The following is a 12,280-nucleotide window of genomic DNA, read 5'->3' as shown; positions in this document are numbered from 1 at the left end:
CTGTGAGTTTTTTTCGTAAGCAGGCCTCACCTCCAGATGAGACCAACAGTAAAAGTTCCATAGGCCTGCGACTCAACGTGTTTTTCTTTAGCACGTTTGTTATATTTTGCGTAATTATTATACGCCTGGCTGTGTTGCAATTCGTGGAAGGACCAACTTTAACTGAAGTGGAGACAAGCAGAGATACCAAAAATGTACCCCTTGCATCCATGAGAGGTGTAATTTATGCTGCTGAAGGTGAGAAGTTAGCGTACTCTACACCGGTTCAATCGCTGTATATTACGCTCAATAAGGAGTATACCGCTAAGCAAACAGATAAAAATACCGGTAAAACTACCCTAACTCCAGAAGCTAAAGCCAAGTCAGATGCATTGGCAGCCAAGCTGGTAACTGATTTCAATAAATATGGTGATCCAAAAGCTGAGAAGATGACAGAAGAAGATGTTATTGACGCACTGGATTTATATTTCCGAAAATCACTTGGCTTTATGGCACGGCGAATTAAGGCGGACCTGACTACTCAGGAAGTAGCCTATTTCATGGAACATAAGGGAGAATACCCAGGCCTTGAAATTGTCGAGGAAAGCATTCGTCATTACGATAAAGATACGGTTGCCGTACAGACGATAGGTTATATCAAGCCTTTTAAATCAGCAAACAGCCTTAATATTTATAAGAATATCTTAAATGCTATGAAGAACAATCCGGAGCCAGGACTAACTTACAAGGACGATGAATTTGTCGGATTTGACGGCCTGGAGCTGCAGTATCAGAGAGAGCTTCGGGGACAAAACGGCTATCAGGAAATCTCCGTCAATCCACAGAACATGGCAGAAAAAGTCGAACGTGTAGTCCCTCCTGTGAAAGGCAATGACGTCTGGACAACTATTAATAAGAACATTCAGATGAAGACAGAGCAGGCGATTATGGATCAGATTAAGTGGCTGCATTCCAATACTGTACAGGGTAAAACGCATCCTAATGCTTTAACTGGTTACGCTGTAGCGATGGAAGTTGATACGGGGAATATCGTCAGTATGGCAAGTATGCCGGACTACGATACGAATATTTGGACATCGGGATCCTTATCCACTGATGTTTGGAACAGTATTATGGACAACTATCAGAACGGTACCATTAATCCGATTTCTTCAGGGACGTCAGGTAATGGACTTAGGTCTGTGCTGCTATTAGGTTCAACGATTAAACCTTTGAGCGTACTCGTGGGTTTGAATGAAGGTCTCTTTACAACCTCAACTTACTATTCGGATAGAGGTTTCGCGACTTTTGGTAAAACAGGTCATGAAACTAAGGTAAGAAACTCCGGAGGACATGTGTACGGTTCTATGGACCCTGCAAGAGCGATTGAGAAATCTTCGAATGCGTTCATGGTGGACATGATCGGTAAACGATTGTATGACAAATACAAAAGCAAAGGCGTAGATGTCTGGGATAAGTATATGAAAGAGTTTGGACTTGGTGTATCCACGGGAAGTGGTCTGCCAAATGAATTCTTAGGACAGATTAACTATACCAATATAGAGGCTGCGGGTAGCGCCCAAGCGGCACTTGTATATGCTTCTTTCGGCCAACAAGGTAGTTATACGGTGTTGCAGCTTGCCCAATACGTAGCTACACTTGCTAATGAAGGACAGCGGATCAAACCTCAGCTTGTTAGCAAGATTACAGATGCTGACGGAAAAGTAGTCAAGGAGTTCGGTCGTGAGGTAATAGATGAAGTAACAGCCTTCGATAAATCCTACTGGAAAGAAATTCAACAGGGTATGCGAAGTGAAGTTAGTGCTTTTTCTGATTTCCCTTATGATTTTGCTCGTAAGACGGGAACATCTCAACAAGTGGCAAAAGGTCAAATTCGCGATAACGGTGTATTTATTGCCTATGCCCCACGAAATAATCCTAAGCTGGCAGTAGCCGTAGTCATTCCAGAAGGGGGCTTTGGTTCCCAGAGTGCTGCGCCGGTCGCACGCAAAATTTTTGATGCTTATGATTGGGAATATGGACTTGATGGCGTTCCGAAGAAGAGTCTACAGTCAGGTAATAATACGAATGATCCTGCGAATGAAGGAACGACTACAGGTACTCAGTAACTTTGACTCTAAGGTGAATAATGATTAAAAAATAAACAGCTGCTCTATTGAGAGCATAAAAGAATGGAGGGGTGGCAATGACTGCCAAATACCGCCTGCTTGCTTTGGATATGGATGGAACCCTACTGAATGATGAACAGATTATTACACCTACAACAGTGAAATGGCTTCAAAAGGCGGTCGACGCAGGCGTTCATGTCTGCCTGTCGACAGGCCGGGCTTTTACAAGTGCATTTCCATATGCTGAGCAGCTTGGACTAGAAACACCTATGATTACTGTGAACGGTAGTGAGGTATGGCGAGCTCCACATGAAATTTATCGGCGATCATTGATGGACCCTATGCTGGTACAGCAAATGTATGAACTTGCTAAAGAAGATGACATCTGGTTCTGGGCCTATTCTACGGAAAAAGTCCACAAACAGGATAACTGGGATGGGGATGTAACGGGCAGAGAATGGCTTAAATTCGGTTATCACACCGAAGATGATGAGCTTCGTCATAAGCTGCTGCTTCGTCTTCAAGATATGGGTGGATTGGAGATTACGAACTCCTCTCCACATAACCTGGAGATTAACCCTCTAGGAGTGAATAAAGCAGCCGGAATCATGGAAGTCTGTAAGCTGCTAGGACTAGACATGTCCCAAGTTATAGCGGTTGGTGACAGCCTCAATGACCTTGCAGCGATTCAGCAGTCAGGGCTTGGGGTTGCCATGGGCAACGCTCAGGAGACGGTTAAAGAAGAGGCTGACGTTGTGGTAGCTTCTAATAATAATGATGGAATTGCAGAAGTCATTCAAAAATATATTTTTAATGAAGCTATTGCGAAGTGAATCCATAGAGCATATTTGCTATTAGGAGGTTAAGTGTTGACGATCCTGGGTTGGATTCTTATTATTGCTTTATTTGCCGTAGGGCTAGCGGGGGCTGTGTACCCTATACTGCCGGGTGCGCTTGCGATTTATCTTGCCTTTTTCGTATATGGCTGGTTCTTTTCTTTCGAGCCTTTTGGTGTCTGGTTCTGGATCATTCAAACGCTGATCGTTGTAGTTTTATTTATTGCTGATTACGTTGTAGGGGCGTGGGGCGTTAAGAAATTTGGCGGCTCACGTTCATCGATTATCGGGAGTACAATTGGGCTAATCATTGGTCCTTTTGTAATCCCAGCCTTTGGACTTATTATTGGTCCGTTTCTGGGTGCCTTTATAGGAGAATTGATCGTAGGTTCTTCACCAGCTAAAGCTGCCAAAGTAAGTGTAGGATCAATACTTGGGTTGTTTAGTAGTACTGTTGTCAAAATTGTGCTACAAATTATTATGGTCGTCCTCTTTTTTATATGGGTCGTCCGGTTTTAATTTTAACAGTGAAGAAGGGGAAATGGTTTGTCCAAGAAAGAGTCTTTCGTAAAAGGCACGCTTATCCTTGCTGCTGCAGCTTTGGTGGCAAGGGTACTCGGGCTTGTTCAGCGGGTGCCGCTGGATCATATTTTTGATGATGTGGGGAGAGCATCATTTGGGGTATCGAACAATATCTATTTAATGCTGCTCACCGTGGCTACAGCAGGTATTCCAAGTACGCTCAGTAAAATGGTCTCCGAGCGGTACGCTCTGAATCGTCCTGAAGAGGCGAGACAAGTGTATCATGCAGCATTGCTATTTTCAGTAGCAGCAGGGGTAATCATGACGGCCTTGCTGTACCTAGGCGCTCCGTTCTATGCGACACATATTGCTGATGTACCTGAATCAGCGATGGCAGTTAGGGCTATTGCACCTGCGCTTTTACTTTTTCCGGCAATTGCCATGATGCGTGGATATTTTCAAGGGCGCAACAACATGATGGCTGGTGGTATTTCACAGATTGTAGAGCAGTTCGCTCGCGTACTAGTCGCTATTTTACTAGCTTATATTTTATTACAGCAGGGGTATAACAATACAACTATAGCTGCGGGAGCATCCTTCGGTAGCGTAATTGGTAGTATTGCAGCATTTGGTGTCATGATTTATTTTGCAATCAAGCTGCGCCGAGAGGATAAACAGCAAGGATTAAATTACAATACCACTCAAAAATTGCCGATTTGGGGAATTTACAAAGATATTTTCACACTATCAATTCCGATCGTGCTCTCTTCACTTACGATTCCCGTAGTGAATGTGATTGATACTTCTTTGGCTGTTCCACTGCTTATTGATCAGATGGGTAGAGAGAGTGCAACAGCAGCTTTGGGTATACTAACCACGCGTGCTCAAAGTGTGGCCGGAATTCCGCCGGTACTAGCCATTGCGCTAGGTACCTCGCTGATTCCGATCATTTCAGCTGCCTATGCCCGTCGTGATGAGGGACACTTGAAGAAGCAAATTACACTTGCTTTGCGGATTTCTATCCTAACAGGGATGCCAATTGTGTTGGCACTTGTGGCAGCAGCCTATTCTGTAAACGGGTTATTGTTCAGCAGCTTGGACGGAAGCGGAATTGTGGCGATGCTTACGATTGGAACGATCTTTCAGATCACCATGATGACAACGAACTCCATCTTGCTCGGTATGGGCAAATCACGCATTTCAATGTATTATGTCCTAGTGGGTATTATTGTTAAATTAGTCGCAAGCTTCTTACTAAGTAAGATATTTGGGATCTACGGGATTATCGGCGCAACAGCACTTTGTTTCGTAGTTATTACTATTCTTAACTTACGGATGCTGAAATCCATTGTACCTTTCGAAATTATGGGTAAACGGTGGGGCGGCTTCGCAATTGCGGTTCTGGTGTCCGGTGGTATTGGTTTTGGACTTAACCAAGCTGGAATTCTGTTAACAGATCTAATGCCTGCACGTCTGGCATTTCTGATCACTTGTCTTGTTGTAGGGGCCGCAGTTGTTGTTATTTATCTGGTCATGCTAATTGTACTGGGTGTGCTTACTAAACAGGAAATCTCCAGTTATCCGCGTGCATTGCAAAAATTGCTCCATCCGCTGATGAAATTGCAGCCTGCGCGTGTTCGTATGAGAGAATAAGTTTGACTTCTGCATGACATTTTGCTTCACTTAAAGAATAGAAATTTGACAGATATGGAAGAAAGGACTGAACAAGCTATGGACAAAATTAGTTCTCCTGCTGAATTTCAGGTAGCCATTCAATCTCCTCGATTAACTGTAGCCATCTTCAAGGCGGACTGGTGCTCGGATTGTAAATTTATCGATCCTTTTATTCCTGAGGTAGAGCAAGCCTATGCAGATCGTCTAACGCTGGTTGAGGTTGACGTTGATGCTGTGGGTGACGTTAGTCAGGAACAAAATATTATGGGTATTCCAAGCTTTGTCGCGTATTCCGATGGACGTGAATTGGTTAGATTCGTTAATAAATTACGTAAATCCCGCGAGGAAATTGAGAATTTCCTGGATAAAGCGGTTCAAGTGCATCAAAGCCTTCAACAGTAATTCCGGAAAACCACCGCTTTCGCCTGTTCGAGCAAAAGCGGTGGTTTTTTAAGATGCTTCTTCATTACTAAAAACTGCGGGTGATATTTTTGTCGACAAATCAGTTGAAATGGCTTAGTTATCTTACTTGCCTTATCATGTTCCTCGCTGTACTAGGGGGAGCGGTTGTAACGAAGACTGGATCGGGATTGGAATGTGGAAATGAATGGCCGCTCTGTCATGGGAAATTGATTCCGGCCTATACTGTAGGTTCGATGATTGAATACACCCATCGCTTGTTTAGCGGATTGGCAGGGTTATTGTCACTTGCCTCGATGATTGCCTTTTGGCGTTATGCTCGAAATCGGCGGGACTTGTTAGTATATGCATTCATGACGTTGCTGTTTGTAATTGTTCAAGGTGGTATGGGAGCGCTTGCAGTGATTAAATCCCAATCTGCTGCTGTAATGGCACTACATATGGGCTTTTCTTTGATCGCTTTTTCAAGTTCTCTAATGCTGGCTCTAGGAACTAAAAGGCGACATGAAGCAGGTGAGTATGATCCTAAGATGGAGCTTCAGAAGCAACCCGTCAGTAAGGCTTTCCGCAATTTAACCTGCTTTACGGCCTTTTATTCCTATGTTGTTGTTTATATTGGAGCCTTTGTTAGTCATACGGATTCGCGCGGTGGATGTTCTGGCTGGCCGCTCTGTAACGGTGAATGGGTTCCCGAGCTTTCCGGGGGAGTAGGTATTGTTTTTACGCACCGGATTGCGGCTTTGATCTTATTCATTCTTACTGCGGTGCTTGGACATTTAGCTTTTTGGAAACATAAGGATTATCCAGAGCTAAGAGCTCTTGGCGTAGCGGCTGTTCTGCTGTGCTTGATGCAGGTATTTAGTGGAGCTGCTGTTGTTTACACACTAGATAATGAAAGATTGTACATATTTGCTGCTTTGGCTCATATTTTGTTGATCGCTAGTTTGTTTGGTGTCTTATGTTATATGAGTGTAAGAGTATGGCAGCTGAATCGCGCGAGAAATGTCGTTGTTGAAAAAAATCCGACGAATCCAATGACACCGTTGTAACACCCTTGGTAGAAAGTTCCCACCGTGGATAGAGTCGCTTTACCTGCGGAATAATAAAGTGGAAATCGGTATATCGTGGTGCTGGACAAAACTTTAGGAGGACTGGGATATGCTGCGGGTTATACTTGGAGAGCCGCCTCGAAAGAACAGCGGTGTATTGGCTGACGCGATGGAGAACATGGCCACATTTGCAGCCTTACTGCGCAAGGAAATGAACGCTCATGAGGATAATGACCATGAATACCGCAAGCTGGAGATTTGGACACGTGGACTGATCTCCTCATTGGATGAATTGGAGCAAAGCTGGTTCGCAGCTGCTTTTTACCGGAAATCGGTAATCGCTGGTTATATGGACGATATGTCACCAGTGGAACAAGGCGATTATGCGCGGTATGTTTATTTTTATAAAGATGGATTTATTCGTGTGTTCTCTCTTCTGGATAAGCTTGGAACGGTACTGAATCATTTTTATGACCTCAAAACCTCCAAATTAAAAACGCACTTTTCTTATTTTACAGTACTGCGTCAACTTCAGTTATTGAATGTACATCCTGCGCTAGCAGATCAACTGGAACAGATCAAGAACTCTTATCGTGATCCACTGGAGAATCTACGCAAGCGCAGAAATGCTGAAATTCATTATATGAATTCCGAAATGCAGGATGATTTATGGCAGCGACATCAAGGCTTGCATGACAAAATTCAGCTTGAGGATTTAGATAGCCATCTTGAGGATTTAAAGCAGTCCCTTGAAATGAACTGTAAAACATTAATCGCGGCATTCAGCTACAGCAATGAACAGCTGCGTAAGGAAATAAGCAAGGCAAAGCGTGAACAATCCTAAGCGTTCAAGATATTTCCTTTTGACAAAAAACAAGAAACTTACTATACTTATGCTTGCATTAAAGTCTGTACGAATTCAAACATAAAATTTCATACTCTATATCTTATCGAGAGTGGCGGAGGGATAGGCCCGATGAAGCCCGGCAACCGATTTGTATACAGCGCGATTAGCGTTATGTACAAATGTCATGGTGCTAATTCCTACAATGACGCAAGGTTTGTGGTCGTTGGCAGATGAGAAGGCATTGTCTAAATAAACACACAGAGCCTCTTGCGATCTGCATCGATCGTCGGAGGTTTTTTTGTATGGAATAAGTGAATTATAAAGGGGGCGACGAGCGTTGATTAATCTAAAAGGAATAACAAAGGTATATGGAAAAGGCAGCCATGCGGCTACAGCACTTTCCGGATTGAATTTGTCTATCGAAAAAGGTGAAATATTCGGAGTTATTGGCCATTCTGGAGCGGGGAAAAGTACATTGATCCGTTGCATTAATCTGTTGGAGCGTCCGACAGAAGGGGAAGTATGGGTAGATGGCATTGAACTAACCAAGCTTACCCAAGGCCAACTGCAGGAGCAGCGGCGCAAGATAGGAATGATTTTTCAACATTTCAATCTGCTATCTTCTGCGACTGTATATGATAATATTGCTTTTCCTCTACGACTCACAGGTACCTCGAGAGCAGATATTGATGCAAAAGTGAAAGAACTGCTTGCTCTAGTTGGGCTTGAAGAACACCAGGATAAGTATCCGTCTCAATTATCAGGAGGACAAAAGCAACGAGTCGGCATCGCTCGGGCACTTGCCAGCGACCCTGATGTGCTGCTGTGTGACGAGGCAACCTCTGCGCTTGATCCACAAACGACAGACTCTATTCTTAAGCTATTGCTCGATATTAATAAACGGTTCCATCTGACTATTGTGCTGATCACTCACGAAATGCACGTGATTCAGAGCATTTGCGACCGTGTTGCGGTCATTCATGGTGGTGGTATCGTTGAGCAAGGTAAAGTCACGGAGGTATTCCTGAAGCCACAGCATGAGGTCACTCGCGATTTCATTCGCAGTGAATCACAGAATGAGGGACCCCTTCGTACGGCGCTTGACGCTGCTGCTGGGGACAACTCTCAGGCCGTCAAAATCACTTTTTTCGGAGAGAAGACCTACGGCTCTGCACTTTCCAATGTAGTACGTGAGACGGGTGTTAGCTTCGCCATTCTGCATGGTACCATCTCAACGATAAAAGACGTACCTTATGGACAAATGATTGTTCGGTTCGAAGGTCCAGCTGAAGCGATCGCTGTGACGATAGCCGAACTAACCGCTCAAGGCCTTGAAGTGGAGGTGATTTCGTAATGAATTTCGCAGACTTAAACTGGCAAGAAATGATGGATGCTACAGTTGCTACCTTGCAAATGTTAATATTCTCTGGATTGTTCACAATTATTCTTGGTTTACCACTCGGAATTCTATTGTATTTATGGGGAAGATCGAATAGTATAGTAATCAGAGTAATTTACTCGGTCTTATCATTCTTTGTAAACATCTTGCGTTCCGTACCGTTTATCATTTTGATGGTGGCTTTAATTCCTTTTAGCAAAACCATCGTTGGAACCTCCATTGGAGTACTTGGTACGATTCCACCGCTCGTGATTGGTGCAGCTCCATTCTTTGCTCGCTTGGTGGAAACGGCATTAAGAGAAGTGGATCGTGGAGTAATCGAAGCGGCGCAAGGGATGGGAGCATCCACGAATCAGATCGTTATGCGTGTTCTTTTGCCAGAGGCTCGTCCAGGTCTGCTCGCTGGGGTTACGATCACACTGGTTACACTGGTCTCCTATACGGCAATGTCCGGGATGGTAGGCGGCGGCGGGCTAGGGGATCTAGCGATTCGTTACGGATATTACCGATATGAGAAGGAAGTTATGATTATCTCTGTAGTCTTAATGGTCATACTGGTGCAACTGCTACAAATGGCCGGTGATCGACTAGTACGACATTTCACACGGAAATAAGGTACGTCCATATATAGCCTTATTCATACAAATACCAAGGATAAGAGGGGGATTTAAAATGAAAAAATTACTACTTACTTTTTTTAGTCTGACACTGGTTGTGGTGCTGGCTGCTTGCGGCAATAACAATAATGCTTCTAACTCGGCTGCTACTAATGCACCAAAAGATGGTGCTGCAACTGAGTCATCTGCAGAACCTGTAAAATTGGTGGTTGGTGCTTCACCTGTTCCACACGCTGAGATCCTAAAAGCTATTGCTCCATTGCTTGAAGCGCAAGGAATTAAATTAGAAATCAAAGAATTCACTGACTATGTTCAACCAAACGTTCAGCTTTCAGAGAAGAATCTGGATGCTAACTTCTTCCAACATCAACCTTACCTGGATGACCAGAATCAAAAGAACGGTTCGGATCTAGTTTCTGTTACAGCCGTTCACGTTGAACCTTTTGGTGCTTATTCCAAAAAAATCAAATCCATCGACGAGCTGGCTGATGGTGCGAAAGTTGCCATCCCGAATGATGCTACAAACGGTGGTCGTGCACTGATCCTGCTTGCCAAAAATGGACTGATTTCTTTGAAAGATGATACCAACATCACATCTACCCAAGCAGATATCACTGAAAATAAGAAAAACCTTAAAATCATCGAGCTAGATGCAGCAATGTTAGGTCGTCAATTGGATGAAGTAGATCTTGCCTTGATTAACACTAACTATGCTTTGGAAGCTAACCTAGTTCCTACTAAAGATGCTTTGTTCATTGAGGGTACGGATTCCCCTTACGCCAACATCCTGGTAGCTCGTCCTGACAATAAAGATTCTGATGCAATCAAAAAGCTTGCCGCTGCACTGAATTCTCCAGAAGCTAAAGCTTTTATTGAAGAGCAGTACAAAGGCTCGATCATTCCAGCATTTTAAGACAGAAAGCTAACTTAATCTCTAATACAGCATAAAACCCGCTGCCTAACGGCAAGCGGGTTTTATGCTGTATGTTGTAGGGGAAGTGTAAATCCTCTATAATAAGAAAATCCCGATCTCCTGAAGAGGAGGATCGGGAATGATATTGAATGGGATTAGAATACTTGCATAACTTCTTGTACGCCTTCTACTTCTTCAAGAAGGGCGCGTTCAATCCCGGCTTTCAAGGTGATCGTGGAGCTTGGGCAGCTGCCGCAGGCACCCATAAGTTTCAACTTAACGATGCCGTCTTCTACATCGACCAGTTCAACGTCGCCGCCATCGCGTTGCAGGAACGGACGAAGCTTATCCAGCACTTCCAATACTTCATCATACATTTCGGTGCTTTGTGCATTCTCACTCATTTCTCAATCACTCCTTTCATAAGTTCATTATAGTACAAAAAGTTAAAAAATAAAATGGTTAGGCGGAATAGGGAGATCATCATGAGACCAATTATTGAATTTTGTGCCAGTAACATGGGTCACGGAACAGACAAGCTAATGCATAAGCTGGAGGAAAATCCAGATTACGATGTGATCGAATACGGATGCCTGAACAATTGTGGGGAATGTTATTTAACTCCCTTTGCCATGGTTGAAGGTGACATCGTTGCTGCAGATACGGTTGTCGAGCTAGAAGAGAAAATTGATACTAAAATCAAAGAGCTAGAGGCTTGGTTTAATATGGACCTTGATTAAATGCTTTTTGTGGAAAATAAAGGGCTGCTCTTTTTCGTATTTATAACGGAAAAGAGCAGCCCTTAGGTTTATCCTAAAGTGCGTTTTGACATCCAGAGCACCCCGCTCTTAAGGATACGGGGAACCCGTCCTTTGACGGAGCGTTGGCCCATCAGACCAAATCCAGCTTTCTTGCCTAGTGAGCCTAAGGTACCCTTTAGACGAATAGGATGAAGCTTAGGGGTCTCGCCGCGCCACATGGCTTGAATAACCTGAGCAACCTGCTCACCCTGCGCTCCTGCGGCTTGTGCGCTTGGAGCGAATGGCAGGCTGGCACAGTCGCCAATTACATACACTTCTGGATAATCAGGTACACGATAATATTCATCCAGAATGATTCGTCCTCCGCGATCCTTCGGGACTGTTAATTCCTGAACAACCTTCACCGGTTGGATCCCCGCGGTCCATACCGTAACATCTGAAAGAATTTCCTCTGTACCGTTAAAAAGCGCATCTTTCTCTACATGGGATACGGAGACACGTCCAAGTGTCTGTACTTGATGGTGGTGAAACCATTCCTCCACGTACTGTGACAGCTTCGCAGGGAAGGCAGATAAGACACGTTCACCGCGATCCAGAATAGCAATATTAAGATCTGGTCGGCTCTCCCGAAGCTCTGCCGCCAATTCCACTCCACTTAGTCCTCCGCCTACAATGTTTATTGTTCCATAAGGCTTCACATCGTTTAAACGTTGGTAAGTTTCGCGTGTTCCTGCAAAGGTCTGGATACTGCAAGTATATTGATCAGCTCCAGGGATGTTATGGTAATTGTCGGTACAACCTAGTGCAATGGCAAGTATGTCATAAGACACAGTCTCGTCAGGCTCCATTGTAACGATTCTACTCTCCAAATCAATGGAACTCACCTCACCGTAACGGATAGTGAGACGGGGATGAACCGGAAACTGGATTCGCAAGTGATAGTCAGTTACTGTACCTGCGGCAAGCGCATAATATTCCGTTTTGATTCCTTGATAAGGCATTCGGTCAATTAAGATAATTTCAATATCCTGTGGAAGGTGATTATTGAGCAATTCTTGAATTAGGGCCAAGCCGCCATAGCCGCCGCCCAGAACGAGTAGTGTTCTCATGCTGACCGAACTTCCTTTCCAATAT

The 12,280-nt window shown here is 44.1% G+C and carries 13 protein-coding genes and 1 riboswitch; of the genes, 11 read left to right on the top strand and 2 right to left on the bottom strand.

The genetic code is table 11. The annotated features are described in order from the left end of the window. Positions 1 to 2 precede the first annotated feature (2 nt). The 10 genes from MKX41_RS19765 to MKX41_RS19720 all read left to right on the top strand — a co-directional run bounded on the left by MKX41_RS19765 (position 3) and on the right by MKX41_RS19720 (position 10,385). The gene (locus MKX41_RS19765) at positions 3 to 2,108 is read left to right on the top strand and encodes a peptidoglycan D,D-transpeptidase FtsI family protein (RefSeq protein ID WP_340972751.1); all 2,106 of its coding nucleotides are present in this window, start codon (positions 3 to 5) and stop codon (positions 2,106 to 2,108) included. A 77-nt stretch (positions 2,109 to 2,185) separates the two neighbouring features. After that, entirely contained in the window at positions 2,186 to 2,941 is a 756-nt protein-coding gene (locus MKX41_RS19760; protein ID WP_042191600.1) for a Cof-type HAD-IIB family hydrolase, read from the top strand. A gap of 36 nt (positions 2,942 to 2,977) precedes the next feature. Then, positions 2,978 to 3,463, top strand: a complete 486-nt coding sequence (locus MKX41_RS19755) for a DUF456 domain-containing protein (protein WP_076285251.1) — start codon at positions 2,978 to 2,980, stop codon at positions 3,461 to 3,463. A 27-nt stretch (positions 3,464 to 3,490) separates the two neighbouring features. Beyond that, positions 3,491 to 5,119 (top strand): putative polysaccharide biosynthesis protein, encoded by a 1,629-nt coding sequence (locus MKX41_RS19750; protein WP_340972750.1) that lies wholly within the window; start codon positions 3,491 to 3,493, stop codon positions 5,117 to 5,119. Positions 5,120 to 5,197: 78 nt separating this feature from the next. Beyond that, on the top strand, positions 5,198 to 5,542 hold the full coding sequence (locus MKX41_RS19745) for a thioredoxin family protein (protein ID WP_042194485.1): 345 nt from the start codon (positions 5,198 to 5,200) through the stop codon (positions 5,540 to 5,542). Positions 5,543 to 5,631: 89 nt separating this feature from the next. After that, on the top strand, positions 5,632 to 6,609 hold the full coding sequence (locus MKX41_RS19740; RefSeq protein WP_042191594.1) for a COX15/CtaA family protein: 978 nt from the start codon (positions 5,632 to 5,634) through the stop codon (positions 6,607 to 6,609). 109 nt (positions 6,610 to 6,718) lie between these two features. After that, complete coding sequence (locus MKX41_RS19735) at positions 6,719 to 7,453, top strand: Cthe_2314 family HEPN domain-containing protein (protein WP_340972749.1); 735 nt, start codon at positions 6,719 to 6,721, stop codon at positions 7,451 to 7,453. Between the two features lie 100 nt (positions 7,454 to 7,553). Continuing rightward, a riboswitch (SAM riboswitch) is annotated at positions 7,554 to 7,693 on the top strand. A gap of 100 nt (positions 7,694 to 7,793) precedes the next feature. Further along, positions 7,794 to 8,810: a methionine ABC transporter ATP-binding protein gene (locus MKX41_RS19730; protein ID WP_339267032.1), complete on the top strand. Its 1,017-nt coding sequence runs from the start codon at positions 7,794 to 7,796 to the stop codon at positions 8,808 to 8,810. After that, the gene (locus tag MKX41_RS19725) at positions 8,810 to 9,469 is read left to right on the top strand and encodes a methionine ABC transporter permease (protein ID WP_042191587.1); all 660 of its coding nucleotides are present in this window, start codon (positions 8,810 to 8,812) and stop codon (positions 9,467 to 9,469) included. The genes MKX41_RS19730 and MKX41_RS19725 overlap by 1 nt, the downstream gene beginning before the upstream one ends. 58 nt (positions 9,470 to 9,527) lie before the next feature. Then, positions 9,528 to 10,385, top strand: coding sequence for a MetQ/NlpA family ABC transporter substrate-binding protein (locus MKX41_RS19720; protein WP_042191585.1), 858 nt, complete (start codon positions 9,528 to 9,530; stop codon positions 10,383 to 10,385). A gap of 155 nt (positions 10,386 to 10,540) precedes the next feature. On the opposite strand, the gene MKX41_RS19715 is transcribed toward MKX41_RS19720, so the two are convergent. After that, complete coding sequence (locus tag MKX41_RS19715; RefSeq protein ID WP_042130899.1) at positions 10,541 to 10,789, bottom strand: NifU family protein; 249 nt, start codon at positions 10,787 to 10,789, stop codon at positions 10,541 to 10,543. 81 nt (positions 10,790 to 10,870) lie between these two features. On the opposite strand from MKX41_RS19715, the gene MKX41_RS19710 reads away from it, so the two are divergent. Further along, positions 10,871 to 11,125 (top strand): YuzB family protein, encoded by a 255-nt coding sequence (locus tag MKX41_RS19710; protein ID WP_340972747.1) that lies wholly within the window; start codon positions 10,871 to 10,873, stop codon positions 11,123 to 11,125. Between the two features lie 68 nt (positions 11,126 to 11,193). Here the strand turns inward: MKX41_RS19710 and MKX41_RS19705 are convergent, their stop codons facing one another. Continuing rightward, the gene (locus MKX41_RS19705; RefSeq protein WP_042191580.1) at positions 11,194 to 12,255 is read right to left on the bottom strand and encodes an NAD(P)/FAD-dependent oxidoreductase; all 1,062 of its coding nucleotides are present in this window, start codon (positions 12,253 to 12,255) and stop codon (positions 11,194 to 11,196) included. Positions 12,256 to 12,280: the final 25 nt, after the last annotated feature.

Origin of the sequence: Paenibacillus sp. FSL R5-0475, from assembly GCF_038004585.1 — a bacterium.
Taxonomy (GTDB): Bacteria; Bacillota; Bacilli; order Paenibacillales; family Paenibacillaceae; genus Paenibacillus_AQ.
The sequence above is the reverse complement of the archived record's forward strand: the minus strand, read 5'-3'. Positions and strand labels throughout refer to the sequence as shown.

Bases quoted from the DNA above. Each gene is read 5' to 3' on its own strand.
- MKX41_RS19760 (WP_042191600.1), top strand. From the start codon at position 2,186: ATGACTGCCAAATACCGCCTGCTTGCTTTGGATATGGATGGAACCCTA.
- MKX41_RS19710 (WP_340972747.1), top strand. From the start codon at position 10,871: ATGAGACCAATTATTGAATTTTGTGCCAGTAACATGGGTCACGGAACA.
- MKX41_RS19725 (WP_042191587.1), top strand. From the start codon at position 8,810: ATGAATTTCGCAGACTTAAACTGGCAAGAAATGATGGATGCTACAGTT.
- MKX41_RS19745 (WP_042194485.1), top strand. From the start codon at position 5,198: ATGGACAAAATTAGTTCTCCTGCTGAATTTCAGGTAGCCATTCAATCT.
- MKX41_RS19715 (WP_042130899.1), bottom strand. From the start codon at position 10,789: ATGAGTGAGAATGCACAAAGCACCGAAATGTATGATGAAGTATTGGAA.
- MKX41_RS19720 (WP_042191585.1), top strand. From the start codon at position 9,528: ATGAAAAAATTACTACTTACTTTTTTTAGTCTGACACTGGTTGTGGTG.
- MKX41_RS19735 (WP_340972749.1), top strand. From the start codon at position 6,719: ATGCTGCGGGTTATACTTGGAGAGCCGCCTCGAAAGAACAGCGGTGTA.
- MKX41_RS19705 (WP_042191580.1), bottom strand. From the start codon at position 12,255: ATGAGAACACTACTCGTTCTGGGCGGCGGCTATGGCGGCTTGGCCCTA.